The following is a 16,800-nucleotide window of genomic DNA, read 5'->3' on the forward strand; positions in this document are numbered from 1 at the left end:
AATTACAAACAGAACTTTTTTATTGATACAATGATAAATGGCTGCCTTATTTTAAGACAGCCATTTTATATAAAAAACCACCGCAAAAGCAGTGGCTAAAAAATCAAATCTAATATGGACTATAGATTATAAATTGGGATTATTTTCAATTTCCTTCAACGGAATACTGAATAAATAATACGGACTATTCGGAACAAACGGAGTCTTATTCGGAAGATCAAATACGCTATGCCCTTTACCATCCACTGTTTTTATTATTCCGTTAGAAGTGGTCACCTGGACTTTAATAGGTTTTCCTCCTGCATCTACAAATGGCTTTCTTTCCACTGTTCCCTGCGTTCTGATAATATCTGAAAGTGAGAAGCCTTCTCCAAATAATTCTTTTCTTCTTTCAATCAAAACTTCATTTATCACATCATTTTGTGCTAATGAACCTGTATAAGCATTAGCATTTCTTGCTGCTCTTAATTGATTTAAAACAGCTACTGCCTGAGCTGGATTTCCATTTCTTGCTTCTGACTCAGCTTCAATCAGGTACATTTCAGCCGCTCTCATATAAACAATATCTGCAATAAGTGTTGACTTAAACTTGAATTTAGCATATCTCAACAATCCTTCCCTTGCTGGAAGTCCATCCCATGAAAATAACTCAGATCTGATATCATTGCTATCAAACAGTTTTTTAAAATAAGGATCGGCCATGAAACTGTAATAATAACTCCCTGATGAAGACACATCCAGATAATGGAAGGCATAACTTGCATCCGACATCTCTTGCGTCTGTGCATGCCCCCAGATCCATTCTCCATTATTAATATCATTGAACCCTTCCTTATATTTTTCCGGAGTCATCAATGCAAAACCTTCTCTTGCTGTTTTTGCAGCAGCAGCAGCTTTAGTCCATTCTCCGGTATTCAAATAAACTCTTGCTAAAATCCCGTTGACAACGTTACGGTTGATCTTATCCTTTTTATTTCTTGTATAATTCTTCAATAAGTTATCAGCATCCGTAAGATCACTTTTAATCAAAGTATAAATATCTTCCAGGCTGGATTTTTTCTTTGCAACACTACTTGTTGATGAAGGCTCTGTATAGATTGGAGCCGTTAAAGCCGATTTATCTTTTAGGTAGCTGAACTGATAAAAGCTGGCAATATTCAGATAACAGAACGCACGCAATGCTTTTGCCTGACCTTTTACCTGATCTTTCTTTGCCTGGCTTCCCTCTGCTGCATCAATTTTGGCAATAACATTATTCATATTATTGATGGTGGAATATAACATTGTCCAGATAAATAAAGGACGAGCCGCTGTATTATTCACCATTTCTGTAAAATCATAGGTCGATGAAAAGCCATACTTATTGGTTAACACAGCTACATCGCTTCCCATAGCATCACTTGCTCTTAATACAGTTGAATACCCGATATTAGCAAAAGTAGTTCCGTCATTATTGAATTTCGCCCAGGTTCCGTTAATTACTGTTTCTGCACTTTCAGCTGTTTTAAAAACTTCTACACTATTCGCCTGATCCGTAGGAGCAGTATCCATCTCACTTTCACAACTTGTGAGTGACCATAATCCTATTAATGCAAAAGATAAATATTTTAATTGTTTCATTGTTTCAAATGTTAAGGGTTAAAACGTTGCCTGAAGACCAAAAGTAATCGTTCTCATAGCCGGATATCTGTAATATGTGGTCCCGTCCAGTGCCTGTTCAGGATCCATTCCTTTATGTTTATAGAAAGTCAGAAGATTCTCTGCCTGAACATAAATTCTGAACTTCTTCAATCCAATTGTTTCAAAATAATCCGATGGTAATGTATATCCTAAGCTTACATTCTTAAGCCTTGCATACGTTCCTGAATAAAGAAACCTTGTAGAAACCGAAGTCCAGTTATTCGTTTTTGTACTTAAAGCCGGGACATCTGTATAAGGATTGTCAGGAGTCCATCTGTTTAGCATTTCCGTCCCCCATGCGCGTCCACCTAAGTTTCCACTGTGTAAGATTGAAGTATAATCTGTGTCCAGAATCTTCCCTCCAATCTTGAATGTCAGTAATGCAGAAAAATCAAAACTCTTATAATTAATGCTCGTGCTGACTCCTCCGGTTAACTTAGGCAGAGCAGAACCTTGCAGCATTTTTGTAGCCTTGGCATATTCTGAAGTTGTTCCTTCCACCGGATTTCCATTAGCATCCTTTGTAATGGTTTTCCACAATGGTTTTCCATTACTTGGGTCTACTCCTACCCATTCCGGAATAAAGAAATCATATACAGATCCCCCTTCATTCAATTGTTTTGTTGTTCCTACCACAAGAGGACCTTTAGGCAATTTAGTTACCGTATTGTTTAAGGTGCTCAGATTAATATCCACGTTCCATTGGAAGTCCGTATTTTTAATAGGCGTTGTGAATAATGAAAATTCAAAACCTGTATTCTTTATTGTTCCAATATTGGCCGGATAATCAGTGATCCCTAAAGACGGAGCAACCGGTACATTAAAGAGGAGGTCTTTACTTTTTCTTTCAAAATATTCTACGTTTCCTTTAATTCTGTTATTAAGAATGGCAAACTCAAGTCCTACATTCAAATTAAGATTGGTTTCCCATTTCAGATTAGGAGTTCCTACTTTCTCCAACGTTTTTCCAGGCTCACCAGCTAGAGGTGAGTCCCTGTATAATTCCTGATAAGCATAATAAAGGCTCTGTCCATTGGGCCTTAATAATTTATCATTCCCCTGTCCTCCATAACTTGCACGTAATGTCAACTGATTGAAGAAATTTAGATTTTTAATAAATTCTTCATTTGAAAGTTTCCATGAACCTCCTACAGACCAGAATGTCCCCCATCTGTTATCTTTTGAAAATCTTGAAGAACTATCAGCTCTTGTAGATGCAGATAAGAAATATTTATTATCAAAATCATACTCCACCTTTCCAAGGAAACTCAACAAGCTTAATTTATCACTATTCCCTCCAAAATCCACTAACAGAGAGGCTGCATCAGGCTCATAGTAGTTAGGTAATGAGAAACCCTGTCTGCTACCGGAAATAATTTGGTAATCATATTTATAAAATTCATGACCTCCCAATACATTAATATGATGTTTTCCAAACCTCTTATCATAAGTCAGAATATTACTGGTCGTATAGGAAAGTGTTCTGCTATTCGCTTTTCTTACAGATCCTCCGGTCTCCTTTCCTTGTCCAAGAAGCGGATTGGTATAAAAATGCTCATTAAAGCTAACAAGATCAACAGAAAAACTCGTTCTAAACTTCAGCTCCGGAAGAAATGTAAACTCCATAAATCCTTTCCCTGAAAAATTATCGATCTTATTTTCATTTTTATCCAATGGTAAACTTGCCGCTAAATTTTGATTCTGAAGTGCCGCAGTAGGTCTGTATCTTCCAAAATCATAAATCTTGTTCCCTTCCGCATCCACTACATAAGATCCATCCGGATTTCTTTCATAATAAGGATAAAAAGACGGAATTGCCCTTGCCGCCTGAATAATATTACTCGCCTTAGAATCTGAAGAACTTGGAGCCTGCTGAATACTGTTCGTGTAACTTAAGTTCGCTCCAACATTCAACCATTTTTTAACTTCAGAATTTATTTTTAATCTCGTACTGTATCTTTTAAACCCAGATTCAATAGCCATTCCTTTATCATCTAGATAACCTAATGAAAAGAAATAATTACTTTTTTCATTTCCCCCGCTGATGTCTAGATCAACCTGATTTCTGGAAGCAACTCTTTGAAGAACATCTCTCCAGTCATCATTCCATAAAGCTCTCGCCCCCGGTAATAATTTCCCGTCTGTTCCCACTGGTTTTGGATAATTAGCTCCATAAGGATTAATTGATAATCCGGTACCAGATACAATATTGTCTGTTGCCATCTGTGCTGCCTGTTGTGCAGAAATCTGACCGGATTGGTATCCGTTTCTCATTGCCTCCCAATACAATTGGAAATATTGATCCGTAGTGACCTGCTCATAATCTTTTACCGCTCTGCCTGAAAACCCCTGGCTGATGTTAAGGTTTACCCTGGCTTCTCCTTTTTTACCGGATTTTGTGGTAATGATAATAATTCCGTTCGCTCCTCTTGAACCATACAAAGCACTTGCCGTAGCATCTTTTAAAACACTGATGGATTCTATATCATTAGGACTGATCGCATTGATGTTTCCGTCAAAAGGAATCCCATCCACAACGTATAAAGGCTCACTGGAAGCACTAACCGAACCTACCCCTCTGATCCTGATCGTAGAAGTAGCTCCAGGCTGTCCTGATGCACCGGTAACCTGAATTCCGGGAACCTGTCCTTCCAATGCTTTGGTAATGTTGGTCACAGGTCTGTTATTGATTTTATCACTGGAAATTGTTGCTACGGAACCGGTGTAGCTATTTCTTTTTGCTTTTCCGTAAGCCACCACAACCACTTCATCAATTTCCTTTTCTTTAAGAGTATCCTTTTTCGGTTTGGAATTTTGCCCGCTTACACTTACAATTCCTAAGAAAAATACAGCAACGGGTGGAATCCAAATTTTAGAATTAAATAGATTTTTATTAATCATAATCAATTTTATTTACCATATATTAAAATTTTGCCCTTTACTGAAAAAACAGCAAAGGGCATCGATAAATACGATAAACCAAATGCTTATTTTTCCTTTAAAGGCTGAATGTAACACCTTACATAACGCAGGTTGTCAAGACTTCGTAGGGTCAGTTCCCTCCATCTTTCTTTATAAGCCGATCGAAATATGGTTGCAAATCTATAAACTTTTAGTCTACAAAACAAGTAGACTTATAAAATTTTCATGATAATTTTTCAAAATTTATTATAATATTTTATTAATACCCACCACTATAAGACCTTAAATAAATTATCATTTTAATAAATATGATAAATATCATTAAATTGTATTTAATGATAAAACCATCTCATAATATCAAAAAAATGGTGCCTAAGCACCATTAAATTAAAATCTCTAAAAACCGTTTTAAATGTAAAATTATTGATTACATTCAAAACTTTTTTTCCACTTTGCTAAAGTATTTCTACTCATTTTAAATTGATTCGCCATTTGAGTATTATTATATCCATGGTCTTTTTGAAAATTTAAAATTTTTATAATAGCAGACTTATCATAAGACTTATGTCTTTGATTAAATTTTTCTGTTTCAATTCCTTCTAATCCGAAGACAATTTCATTAAGCTTAAGAACATCCAATGCCGTCAATCTTTTTTTTTGTAAAATAGGCGCACATATTTCAAGCTTTTGAGGATGCTTCATGGCAATGATATCGGTATAAATTCTTATATAATCAGGACCTTGTTCTATCATATATTCAATGTTTTTAATTTAATATTTCAGTGCATGAGCCAACCATTTATTTTCTAACTATCAAAATGAAAAACCTATTTAAGATTTATCATACTTACTAGCCCATTTATAAAGTGTAGTTTTAGGAATCTTGTATTCCTCTATTACCTGTTGTTTTGTTTTCTGTCCGGTACTGATAAGCTCCAAAACAAAATCTATTACTTCTTTAGTATATACATTCTTCCGAAACTGCGGAAGAGAAGAACCCTTTTTGGGACTAACTGTATTATATCCCATATTGGCTTGCGGTGCAAATATGATGATATGCTGGGTATAGATTCTAAAGAAATCATATTCTAAAAGCTTACTCCATCTCAACAGAACTTCCGTATCCAGACTTTTTTGCATAAACATTTCGTACACTTCATCATCTGTAATATTAAGAAAGTTGCAAACCCGAATCATTGAAATTCCCAAGCTCTCATATCTTTCCTTAATACACGCTCCTATATGAATGTTTTTAAAATCAAATACCATTATTTAAAAATTACATATTGATAAATTAAAAAATCAGGCAGAATTAAGATTCATCATCAAAATATGGAAATTAGCAAGATGAAAAAATCACAATTATAACTGGACGTTCTACCTGATATTCTTTATTTCATTCAGTCCCAAAAATAATATCTTTTTATGTATGACTGCTTTACAACATCATCTTCAAAGACAAGGAGAAGGCATCTGCGGCTTTCAAACATCTTTTGAGGCACAGCATAGCTCCAAATCTCTGAATGCCAATAGTTAAAACCATGTCCTAACATTGAGACGATTTCCTCTTTACTCTTATTAAGAAAAATCTCCGGCTTAATCAGCTGTAAATCCTTATATAAATACTTCATTATATAGTGCATGTTATTAAATCAAACTAAGAAATCATTCCGTCTATCCATCTTCAGGATATTACCTCCTCCTATTGTTGCATAACATGACTGTTCTCCAATATTTAGTTGGGAAGATGGTAGTAGTAGGATTGGTAATTATAGGTATACTGACACCGTATACCTCAATGTGCCCTCTCCAGAATTAAAATTCCCTGAAGAAAGAGTTGCTGTAAGCCCATTCACGGTCCTATGGATTGTGTAGGATAAGTTCCACCACTTTCTCCCAGATAAGGAACATTCATGGTTCCCATATAAGGAGTCCCGGCATTATTAATCCCTACGTGGGAAAATGATACTTCAGAAACAACAACCATTAGTAAATGTATTTTTATTTTAGTTAAAAAATTGATAAGGTATTTCTTAGAGACTCCATAAGTATTAAAAATCATCATTTGTGTTTTTATTTATTGAATGACATTTGTGTTGTTAATTATTGATTTTTGCATTTCATAAAGGATTGATTAGTTTATCTTAATTTCTAAATCATAATTATTTTTTAGCATAATAGTTTACTTGTTAAAAATAACCTCAAAACCACTTTTCTTTTCTTTATTTAAATTTTTGTCATAAATTCGAAAAATATATGTGAAAGAAAAATTCATAAAAACTATTATAATAACCTAAGATTAAAAATTCATTTATAATCAATCATTTTTGATTTTGTAACAAGCTTTTTGCAAAGTTATTCCTCAAGAAGATTCAAAAAAAATCAACTATAAATGATAATCTAGAAATTGACTTAACATTCATAAGGATCTTAAAGCCAAACAATTAAAAGAATGATTTATTAGATTTCATTAACAATTATTATAATATTTAATTTAAATGTCCACATTGAAAATAAAAAAAGACCAGATACATAGGTTAAAACTGGAACTGATGGATAGATATGTGATTCTTATGATTTCTATCTTAGGAGTCTACTCCATCATTTTTATTTTTTTTATACCCGACAAAATTCTATCCTGGTATCTGCCGGCAGGGATCTTATTCTTAGGATCCGGTTATTCATTTGCACGAAAAAGATTTTCTCCCAACCTCATTGTAAATACTTATCTCATACTTGCCCCCATATTCGGTTTTTATCTCATGCTTGCTTTTTGGGAAAATTCTGTAGCCAGCTTCTCATGGTTATTACCCATTCCTTTAGGAGCTTATATTTTTTTTTCTAAAAAAGGCACCATAAAGTATGTTGCCTATACTCTGATCATAATTATTACAGCCAGTATCACCGCTGACAATTTGAAATATGCCTTTCCAAAGCATACTCAAAGGGAGGTCATGTTTACAGACATCAATTTATTTATTTCAAATATTCTGGTCGTATCCTTATTGATTTATTACAAAGACAAAATCAAAAAGCAAGAAATACTGGAACATGCAGATTCACCACCTCTCCCAAAGGCTAAACCTTATGAACCCAAAAGCGCAACAGACATTGCAGATATTGAGGGCATGGAAAAATTATTTGAAAGAATAGAAAAAGCCATGAACCAGGAAATGCTTTTTAAGGATGTTAAATTGAACCTTTCACGATTAAGCGTTGTTCTAGATGTCAACAGTTCTTATATTTCTAAAGCAATTCGATATAAAGGACATTCTAATTTCAACATTTATCTCAATACCTATAGAATCAACTATGTAAAAAAACTTTTAGAAGAAATTGATTTTCAGAAAACCACTCTCATGTATGTCTATACTGAAGCAGGGTTTTCAAATCAATCTACATTCAATAGAGTTTTTAAACAAATTGAGGGAATCACTCCTTCAGAATATATTCAACAGAACTTAAAAATTGATGACAATTAGGATGTATAGTACAGTCCATTTCCCGTCAATTTTTTAAGAAAAATATTACATCATAAAAAGGTGTTGTTTAAAAACAGCCACCTTTTTACGGTCAGATTCTCAAAAATCATTATTTTTTCAGTATCAATTTAGTGATCTCTAAAAATAAATCTGAATTTAGATCATTAAATCACCTATGTGCTTTTATATTTGAAAACAAATTATAATCCCGTTTTATCCAAAGCATATGCAATTACATTATGAATAAATCTCTCCTGAGGAGTATCTATAGCTCCTGTTACAGATGCACGGAAAACTCCTTCATCCCAAAAGAAAATAGCCCTTCCATCCGCTCCTGCAATCCACCCTCCAGCATTATTTGTGGCCTCAGTAGCAAGAAGCCTTGCACCTGCAGGGAGTTGTGACATTAGTATTCTTCCAGCAGTATCAGCACCTGATAATGCAATATCTCTCACATCACCGAAAATACCATTATTTACAACATCATTTGTACTTCTCGCAATAACTGCACCACTACCCACAGTTCCGTTACCTCCAAAAGCCTGAAGCAATCCCGTTCCTACATTTCTGTCAAATAGTAAAAGGGCAACACCACCCCGATCTACATACTCTTTAATCTTCGCAGCATCAGCAGCAGGTAAGTTAGACCCATTCCATCCTGTACATATCATATCAAAGTTGGAAAGTAATTCATCAGCCGTCATGTTTGATAAAGTAGAGGTGATATTCGTAATCTGAATTCCGGAAACTTTATTATATGTTCCGGAAGTTCCATAATTATTGGTGTCAGTAAGTTGAGAATTAAAAGGCATCCCAGCAGGAACAGCCCACTGGGCCATACGCAAAACAGGTGGTCTTCCTTTCCTGTCAGACACACACCGTGACCATCCGTTTAATTTATAAAATCTAATACAATCCAGAGTGGAGTCATATATAATAGTCCCAACAGCAACATTACCTCCCTGAGGGTTAATAATATTATCCATATCTGAATTGGTAGGAATTACCAATCCGGAAGTATTGGTGACAGACTTATTAATATCTAAAGCACCTCTTGGCGTTGTTGTGTCTATGCCCATTTGTCCATACATCTTAAACAATGCACTGCACAAAACAACAATACTAAAAATAATTTTCTTTCTCATTACCTCTTGTTTTTTAATTAAATATAGATGGCAGATTATAATCCAACCCTATCTAAAGTGTATGCTATTACATTGTGCAAGAACTTCTCCTGAGGAGTATCTATTACAGTACCCGCTACATCGGATGAACGAAAAACTCCTTCATCCCAGAAGAAAACAGCTCTTCCACCAGCTCCAGTAATCCACGCCCCTGCATTATTAGTAGCTTCATTAGCAAGTAGCTTACTGCCCGTCGGAAGTTGGGATATTTGTACCCTGCCTGCACTGGCTGCCCCTGTTAATGCTACATTTCTTGCATCTCCAAAAACACCATTATTAATATTGCTCGTTGTGCTATTCCCTGCAAGACCTCCCGTTGTTACATTACCAGTAACTCCAAAAGCTTGAAGTAATGCTGTTCCAATATTATTATCAAGCAATATGATAGCAACACCCCCTCTGTCTACATAACTTTTAATCTTGGCAGCATCAGCAGCACTCATATTAGAAAACCCTGTACAGATAATATCATAATTAGTCAGAAGGTCTTCAACGGTTGCATTTGCCAAAGTAGAGGTAATGTTAGTAAACTGAAATCCGGAAACATTTTTATATGTCCCGGATACACTATAATTATTAATATTATTTAACTGAGAATTAAAAGTAGTCAAACCTGAACTGCCAATAGCAAATGTTGACCAATAAGCAAAACGAACAGTCTCTGGTCTGTTGATCTTATCAGACAAACATCGCGACCATCCATTTGATCTGTAAACCTTGATACAATCCTGAGTAGAGTCATACATCATTGTTGCAAGGGCAACATTTCCTCCCTGAGGATTAACAATATTATCAGTATCTGAATTAGTAGGAAGAACCAATCCAAAAGTATTTGTAGTAGGCTTATTGATATCTAAAGCACCTCTCGGCGTTACCGTACCAATACCCACTTGCCCATATACCAGAAGTAGTGTACTACATAAGACCACAGCAGTCAAAATAATTTTTTTTTTCATTACTTTATATTTATTAATTATAATACAATTGAGAGGAAATCATTGAAATACATCTGGCTATTATAACTTTAGCATCATCAAACCAATTCTCTTTGGTAGTAAATCTTCATTTCAAATCATCAATAAGAAATATTATAAGTATCTTATAATTAAATTAAAACAACTACGCAGAATTAAACCCTGAAAAGGATTTATTATTCACCCAACTTTTAGCTAAAGTCCTATCCCATTTTAATAGAATTTACGCTGTCAATTCATCTTATAGTTTTTACTTTCTAACTACCAAAACAGTTAATATTAATTAAACGTCCAACAATAACTCCACAAAAAAGAATTATTATATGTTCATTAATTTTATATTTTTTCTATAATTTAGTAGACTTGATATATTTTCAATCCAAAGTTTGAGAAGCAAAATAATGTAACTAAATTGGATGAAAAAGAAATTTAATTTTAAGAAACTTCAAGGAATTAATGATAGAGTATTTTCATTATCTTCAACTTTTCAAAGTCCTGGTGCAAAGTTATTATTTACGATGCTAAAAAAAATTAAAGCATAAATGAAAATCTAGAAAATGACTTACAACAAACATATAACCAACTATAAAACAATAAATTAAACAAACCCATTATGAAAAACTGATTACCTGTATAAAATAATTTAATAGCTTCATTAAGTGCAAAAAGAAGACCTGATAAAAGACCTGAAACTAGAATTGATGGATAGATATGTAGCGATTATGATTTTCATATTAGCTATTTATATCTCTATTTTCATATTTTTTATCCCAGACAAAATAATGTCATGGTATTTGGCTTTTGGTTTATTTTCTTTAGGATTTCCTTACATATTAACAAGAAAAAAATATTCACCTGATTTACTGGTCAATTTTTTTTTAATTTGTGTTCCTCTATACAGTGCTTATATTATACTATCCTTTTGGGAGAACTCTGTAGCAAGTTTCTCTATCTTATTGCCCATTCCGTTGGGCGCTTACATATTTTTTTCTAAAAAAGAAGTTATATTATATACCATTTATGTAATACTTACCATTGTTACAGTCAGTATAATGGCTAACAATTTCAATTTTGATCTCCCCAAACATACCCAAGAAGAGGTTAAGTTTAATGACACCCTTCTATTTATTTCCAATATATCAATTGTATTTTTACTGATCCACTATAAAGATAAAATTAAAAGACTGGAAACATCAGATCAGGTTATTTCACCTTCTTCTACCCTGATTAAAGATGAAAATGAAAGTATAATCAAGACTATACCAGACTCTATAGATATAGAAGCTTTTGAAAAATTATTTGAAAAAATAGAAACAACAATGAATCAGGACATGCTTTTTAAAGATCCAAAGTTTAATCTTTCAATGATGAGTGTTGTTTTGGATGTCAACAGCTCTTATATTTCCAAGGCTATTCGTTATAAAGAATATCCCAACTTCAATACCTATCTTAATAGGTATAGAATTAATTATGTGAAAAAGTTATTCACTGAAACTGATTTCAAAAAAATCACTTTAATGTTTATCTACACTGAAGCCGGGTTTTCGAATCAATCAACCTTTAACAGAGCTTTTAAGCAAATTGAGGGGATTACACCCTCTGAATATATTCAGCAAAACCTGTAATTTGTAACAGATAATAGTCTGTAAAAATATTTATCTTTGGATAAATTCTTTTTATGAAAATTTTAATTATTAATGGTCCTAACCTTAATCTTTTAGGCACCAGAGAACCTGAAGTTTATGGGAGTATTTCTATGGAAGCTTATTTAGAAAATCTAAAAATTGAGTTTCGTTCTCATGAATTAAAATATTATCAATCCAATATTGAAGGCGAGCTTATCAACAGGCTTCAGGAAGATGATTTTGATGCCATTGTGATTAATCCAGGAGCATTTACCCATTATTCTTATGCAATAGCAGATTGTTTAAAGAATATCCAAAAACCAAAGGTAGAAGTTCACATCAGTAACATCTACAAAAGAGAAGAATTTAGACAGAAATCTGTTACAGCAGCCAATACAGATGCGGTTTTATCAGGTTTCGGAATGGATGGATATAGATTGGCCTTATTGAGCCTTAAGTAAATTTTGACCAATTACCGAAATGAATTAGTCAACAATTACATAGACATATTAAAAACCAAAAGAGTCCATCTCACTACCCGTGAAAATGGACTCTTTTATTTTTTTCTTAGCCTCTGTCTAAGAATGATAAGGTTAAAATTTGTATTAGATCTATGTTCATTGTAATTTTCCAGAATTCTATAATTTAACTGTATATTTTCAAAATCTACCTTACATATTCGATCGCTATACTAAATATATTACAAAACATTCTGGCATTAGGACTTTCTGTACAACCTGTTCCTTCATTATAAAATTTATCTGTGGATTCATAATTATAAAATAAATTCACATCGGTATACACTAATAGATTACCATCTATGGTCCCAGCAACTCCACCGGCGCTGTCTTTCATAAATAATTTGGCAGTAGAAGGAAATTGCGTGATTCTTCCCATATAACGGTTAGTCTGTATCCTTGTATTTTCGGTAAGATTCCCAAATACACCACTATTTGGTCCTTGAGAGGTTGTGGTAAAAAAAGATCCTGGTCTTTGAGAATTAATATATTGTACACTGTAACCTATATTAAGTTTATTGATTGGAGTAAGATTTTGATGTTCCGCATCAATAATAAAAAACTTTTTCTTTTCTTGAATCTTCTGTTTCAAAATAGTGATAGCCTGATCCGAGAAATAACTAGTATATACATAACCAATCCAAATAATATCTGAGTTATCGATTGCCTGCGATAATTCAGCAGAGGTTGCAGTCTGGATATTAACAGTATTGAAAATAAAATTTGACATTACCACACTTCCATTGGGCCCAAAGTTACTAGGATTGGTCAACTTAGACCTCGCAACTGACGAATATCTCCCATAAGAATCTGTCGATAAAGTACCATTCCAAGCATCAGGAACTATGGAAAGTACTTTTATTGTCCTTCCAGAAGGCTGATTCGTCACCGTGATATTAAACGTACAACTGTCATTTCCTGAAGGATTAATAATAGAATAGGTATAGGTTCCTGTTTGTAAAGGAGTTCCTTCAGCGGAAAGAATAACATATTGTTCTCCTGTATTCTCAAAATTTCCATCTCCACTAAAACTCAACCCATTGATTGTTGCCGTATTAATTTTATAATTTCCAGGCTTGTTTACGGTTACTTTAATCCTTACAGAACCTGCTGCCGCAGCACCTGCATAAAAGCTTCCGCTGACAACAGGCTCACAATTGATCGTATAAATTGATGAGCCTCCCTGGCACATATTAATCCATTCCAAACTATTCCAAAATTCCAGACAGTGAACGGTTGTATTGTAAATCACCATCCCTTCAGCCTCTACATTTGGAGATTCCGGAGAAAGCAAATCATCTCTTTCCAGAGTTGTCATGCGTGGCGGAAGAAAACCTTTATTTTTAGAAAATACTTCTAGCGCTGATTTAGGGTTTGGTGTAGCAGTATTTATCCCTACCTGGCCATAGATCAATAAGAATGGGGCTATAAAAGCCACCATTTGTAATAATTTGTGTTTCATCATTTTTTTATATTTAATTTGTATTCTTTTGTATCTAAAACAGATAGCTATCCTGACTGGCTTTACGCTATAGCAGGATCTCCATTATTTTAAAATCACACTGTATTCATTTCAAAAGTGGTTATTTTTTTAAACAGTATGTATTAATCACCATTTGTGTTTTTAATATATATAGCAATTGTGTTTATTTTATTAGATTATGGCATAACAAGTTCTTAATACTCTATCCTCAAAATAGATAGGAATATTTTTTACTATAATTTATTCAAGATTAAGAGATTTTCAATTCAAGCTTGAAAAGTAAACGATCTGAATAAATAGAGGTATTTTCCTTTATGATGTAAAAATGATTATAACGAGAAGAAACGAAAAGCCCTTTTCGCCGTTGTCGTACTAATACCAACCTACCCGTGTATCAGAAGCAACGTACTCTATAAAATTAGTAACACTCAAAATATTTTTTTCATTACCTTATATTTACTAAGAACCATTAATTGATAAAATGATCATACACTCAAAGACATCACTCTCAAAATTAAAAAGCCATTAATCATACATTAACGCAGCGTCATTTATAAAAATAAATTTCTCCTTCATAATCATTGACTATTTACTTAAAGCTTATTTTCATATTCATTAATACTTTATCCTTTATTCCAACCTGCTAAAATTATTCGTTAATCTTCTATTGTAAAAGCAGCAAATATTACAATAACTCTACAAAATAGAATTATTATTTGTAACTAAAATAGACAAAAAGAAATTTAATTTTTTTAAAAAATATAAGGAATTAGTGATAGAGTATTTTCATTATTTTCAACTTTTCAAAGCCCTGTTGCAAAGTTATTCTTTACGGTCCTACAAAAAATTAAATCATAAATGAAAATCTAGAAAATGACTTATAACAAGTACATAAAAAGCTATAAAACAGCAAATTAAAAAAATTAATTATGAGAAACTGATTATCCAATATATAATAATTTAATCGCTTCATTAAGTGTAAAAAGGAACAAATAAAAAAACTGAAATTAAAATTGATGGATAGACATCTGGCAATTATGATATCCATATTAGCTATTTATATCACTATTTTCATATTCTTTATCTCAGACAAAATAATGTCATAATATCTAGCGGGTTATCGGTTTATTTTTTTCTTCTAGATTTAATAGATTAAGAGTATTTTTCATTCTGAAAAGTCTATTCTTTTTATGTAATATGGCATCAGCTTAATCCGTAAGATATAAAATAAAAAAAGCCTCATCGTGGATGAGGCTTTCTATTTGTACTCTATCTTATTAGATAGTTTGTTCTTGTAATTGTGGTCCAGAAGGAATTAATCTCTTACCTTCTTCAGTATCACAATACTGTTCGAAGTTTTTGATATATCTTGAAGCAAGATCTTTTGCTTTCTCTTCCCATTCTGAAGCATTTTCATAAGTATCTCTAGGATCTAAAATACCTGTAGATACGTTTGGAAGTTCAGTAGGAATTTCTAAGTTCATGATTGGAACCTGAGTTTTAGGAGCATTATCAATAGATCCGTCAATGATCGCATCAATAATTGCTCTTGTATCTTTTAGAGAAATTCTCTTTCCGGTACCATTCCAACCTGTGTTTACTAAATACGCTTTAGCGCCGTGTTCTTTCATTTTTCCGATCAATGTTTTAGAATACATTGTTGGGTGTAATGTAAGGAACGCTTCACCAAATGCCGGAGAGAAAGATGGCTGAGGCTCAGTAATTCCTCTTTCAGTTCCAGCTAATTTTGAAGTATAACCGCACAGGAAGTGGTATTGAGCTTGATCTTCATTCAGGATAGAAACCGGAGGAAGTACTCCGAATGCATCCGCTGAAAGATAAACGATCTTACTTGCATGACCAGCTTTAGATGGTAATACAATTTTATTAATATGATAGATTGGATAAGAAACTCTTGTATTTTCAGTGATAGATCCATCTGTATAATCTGCTACTCCATTGTGTACTACAACGTTTTCAAGAAGCGCATCTCTTTTTATTGCTCTGAAGATATCCGGTTCTTTCTCTTCTGAAAGGTCAATTACTTTAGCATAACATCCACCTTCATAGTTAAATACTCCATTGTTATCCCATCCGTGCTCATCGTCACCGATAAGGTATCTTTTCGGATCTGCAGATAAAGTAGTTTTTCCTGTTCCGGAAAGACCAAAGAATAGAGCAACATCCCCTTTTTCTCCTACGTTTGCAGAACAGTGCATTGAAGCCATTCCTTTTAATGGAAGGTAATAGTTCATCATAGCAAACATCCCTTTCTTCATTTCACCTCCGTACCAAGTACCTCCGATGATCTGTAGTTTTTCAGTAAGGTTGAACATCACGAAGTTTTCAGAGTTCAATCCCTGAGCTTCCCAGTTAGGGTTAGTTGTTTTAGAACCATTGATTACTGTAAAATCTGGTTCTCCAAAATTTTCAAGCTCGAAGTGAGAAGGACGGATAAACATGTTGGTAACAAAATGCGCCTGCCATGCTACTTCCATAATAAATCTTACCTTAAGTCTTGTATCTGCATTTGTTCCACAGAAAGCATCTACAACATAAATTTTCTTAGCTTCAGAAAGCTGAGTCATCACTAGTTCTTTACAAGACCCGAAAATTTCCTGCGTTGTTGGTAAGTTTACTTTACCATCCCAGAAAATTGTATCTCTTGTAACATCATCCTGAACAATATATCTGTCTTTAGGTGAACGACCTGTGAAAATTCCTGTTTTTACTGATACCGCGCCCGATTCTGTAAGTTCCGCTTTCTCAAACCCCTGATTTTCAGGAGAAACTTCAGCCTGGTATAATTCTTCATACGAAGGGTTACACACTACTTCATAGTTTCCTTTAATCCCTAATTTCTCTAAATCCTGGATGATTTTAGTGTTTTTCATTTTACTTATATTTTCTATTTCTTTATTGACTTCAACAA

At 33.5% G+C, this 16,800-nt stretch carries 12 protein-coding genes and 1 riboswitch; of the genes, 3 read left to right on the forward strand and 9 right to left on the reverse strand.

Features of this window, described 5'->3' with window-relative positions; all coding sequences use genetic code 11:
- Positions 1-126 precede the first annotated feature (126 nt).
- The 5 genes from EG344_RS09480 to EG344_RS09500 form a co-directional block, all read right to left on the reverse strand.
- Positions 127-1,620 (reverse strand): RagB/SusD family nutrient uptake outer membrane protein, encoded by a 1,494-nt coding sequence (locus EG344_RS09480; RefSeq protein ID WP_123909224.1) that lies wholly within the window; start codon positions 1,618-1,620, stop codon positions 127-129.
- Between the two features lie 18 nt (positions 1,621-1,638).
- The gene (locus EG344_RS09485; protein WP_123909225.1) at positions 1,639-4,581 is read right to left on the reverse strand and encodes a SusC/RagA family TonB-linked outer membrane protein; all 2,943 of its coding nucleotides are present in this window, start codon (positions 4,579-4,581) and stop codon (positions 1,639-1,641) included.
- Between the two features lie 83 nt (positions 4,582-4,664).
- Positions 4,665-4,761, reverse strand: a riboswitch (SAM riboswitch).
- A gap of 261 nt (positions 4,762-5,022) precedes the next feature.
- Positions 5,023-5,355: a helix-turn-helix domain-containing protein gene (locus EG344_RS09490; protein ID WP_123858764.1), complete on the reverse strand. Its 333-nt coding sequence runs from the start codon at positions 5,353-5,355 to the stop codon at positions 5,023-5,025.
- 78 nt (positions 5,356-5,433) lie between these two features.
- Positions 5,434-5,871 (reverse strand): transposase, encoded by a 438-nt coding sequence (locus tag EG344_RS09495; RefSeq protein WP_123909226.1) that lies wholly within the window; start codon positions 5,869-5,871, stop codon positions 5,434-5,436.
- A gap of 583 nt (positions 5,872-6,454) precedes the next feature.
- Entirely contained in the window at positions 6,455-6,667 is a 213-nt protein-coding gene (locus EG344_RS09500) for a hypothetical protein (RefSeq protein WP_123909227.1), read from the reverse strand.
- A 487-nt stretch (positions 6,668-7,154) separates the two neighbouring features.
- Between EG344_RS09500 and EG344_RS09505 the strand changes: the two genes are divergently transcribed.
- A complete protein-coding gene (locus tag EG344_RS09505; protein ID WP_164464415.1) occupies positions 7,155-8,084 on the forward strand; it encodes a helix-turn-helix domain-containing protein in 930 nt (309 codons plus the stop codon).
- A gap of 200 nt (positions 8,085-8,284) precedes the next feature.
- Here the strand turns inward: EG344_RS09505 and EG344_RS09510 are convergent, their stop codons facing one another.
- Together EG344_RS09510 and EG344_RS09515 are read right to left on the reverse strand one after the other, a co-directional pair.
- Positions 8,285-9,229: a hypothetical protein gene (locus EG344_RS09510; RefSeq protein ID WP_123909228.1), complete on the reverse strand. Its 945-nt coding sequence runs from the start codon at positions 9,227-9,229 to the stop codon at positions 8,285-8,287.
- 35 nt (positions 9,230-9,264) lie between these two features.
- Entirely contained in the window at positions 9,265-10,224 is a 960-nt protein-coding gene (locus tag EG344_RS09515; RefSeq protein ID WP_123909229.1) for a hypothetical protein, read from the reverse strand.
- 1,070 nt (positions 10,225-11,294) lie between these two features.
- Here EG344_RS09515 and EG344_RS23890 point away from each other — a divergent pair.
- Positions 11,295-11,867, forward strand: a complete 573-nt coding sequence (locus tag EG344_RS23890) for a helix-turn-helix domain-containing protein (protein ID WP_164464416.1) — start codon at positions 11,295-11,297, stop codon at positions 11,865-11,867.
- Positions 11,868-11,920: 53 nt separating this feature from the next.
- Complete coding sequence (locus EG344_RS09525; protein WP_123858757.1) at positions 11,921-12,328, forward strand: type II 3-dehydroquinate dehydratase; 408 nt, start codon at positions 11,921-11,923, stop codon at positions 12,326-12,328.
- 205 nt (positions 12,329-12,533) lie between these two features.
- Here EG344_RS09525 and EG344_RS09530 read toward each other — a convergent pair whose 3' ends face one another.
- Both EG344_RS09530 and pckA read right to left on the reverse strand, forming a co-directional pair.
- A complete protein-coding gene (locus tag EG344_RS09530; RefSeq protein ID WP_123858756.1) occupies positions 12,534-13,850 on the reverse strand; it encodes a hypothetical protein in 1,317 nt (438 codons plus the stop codon).
- Positions 13,851-15,145: 1,295 nt separating this feature from the next.
- Positions 15,146-16,762: a phosphoenolpyruvate carboxykinase (ATP) gene (gene pckA / locus EG344_RS09535; RefSeq protein WP_123858755.1), complete on the reverse strand. Its 1,617-nt coding sequence runs from the start codon at positions 16,760-16,762 to the stop codon at positions 15,146-15,148.
- Positions 16,763-16,800 lie beyond the last annotated feature (38 nt).

This window comes from Chryseobacterium sp. G0162, from assembly GCF_003815715.1.
Classification (GTDB): Bacteria; Bacteroidota; Bacteroidia; order Flavobacteriales; family Weeksellaceae; genus Chryseobacterium.

What these genes read in the sequence shown, in the direction of transcription:
- EG344_RS09480 (WP_123909224.1), bottom strand. Translation starts at nt 1,620, where the DNA reads ATGAAACAATTAAAATATTTATCTTTTGCATTAATAGGATTATGGTCA.
- EG344_RS09485 (WP_123909225.1), bottom strand. Translation starts at nt 4,581, where the DNA reads ATGATTAATAAAAATCTATTTAATTCTAAAATTTGGATTCCACCCGTT.
- EG344_RS09490 (WP_123858764.1), bottom strand. Translation starts at nt 5,355, where the DNA reads ATGATAGAACAAGGTCCTGATTATATAAGAATTTATACCGATATCATT.
- EG344_RS09495 (WP_123909226.1), bottom strand. Translation starts at nt 5,871, where the DNA reads ATGGTATTTGATTTTAAAAACATTCATATAGGAGCGTGTATTAAGGAA.
- EG344_RS09500 (WP_123909227.1), bottom strand. Translation starts at nt 6,667, where the DNA reads ATGATGATTTTTAATACTTATGGAGTCTCTAAGAAATACCTTATCAAT.
- EG344_RS09505 (WP_164464415.1), top strand. Translation starts at nt 7,155, where the DNA reads ATGGATAGATATGTGATTCTTATGATTTCTATCTTAGGAGTCTACTCC.
- EG344_RS09510 (WP_123909228.1), bottom strand. Translation starts at nt 9,229, where the DNA reads ATGAGAAAGAAAATTATTTTTAGTATTGTTGTTTTGTGCAGTGCATTG.
- EG344_RS09515 (WP_123909229.1), bottom strand. Translation starts at nt 10,224, where the DNA reads ATGAAAAAAAAAATTATTTTGACTGCTGTGGTCTTATGTAGTACACTA.
- EG344_RS23890 (WP_164464416.1), top strand. Translation starts at nt 11,295, where the DNA reads ATGGCTAACAATTTCAATTTTGATCTCCCCAAACATACCCAAGAAGAG.
- EG344_RS09525 (WP_123858757.1), top strand. Translation starts at nt 11,921, where the DNA reads ATGAAAATTTTAATTATTAATGGTCCTAACCTTAATCTTTTAGGCACC.
- EG344_RS09530 (WP_123858756.1), bottom strand. Translation starts at nt 13,850, where the DNA reads ATGATGAAACACAAATTATTACAAATGGTGGCTTTTATAGCCCCATTC.
- pckA (WP_123858755.1), bottom strand. Translation starts at nt 16,762, where the DNA reads ATGAAAAACACTAAAATCATCCAGGATTTAGAGAAATTAGGGATTAAA.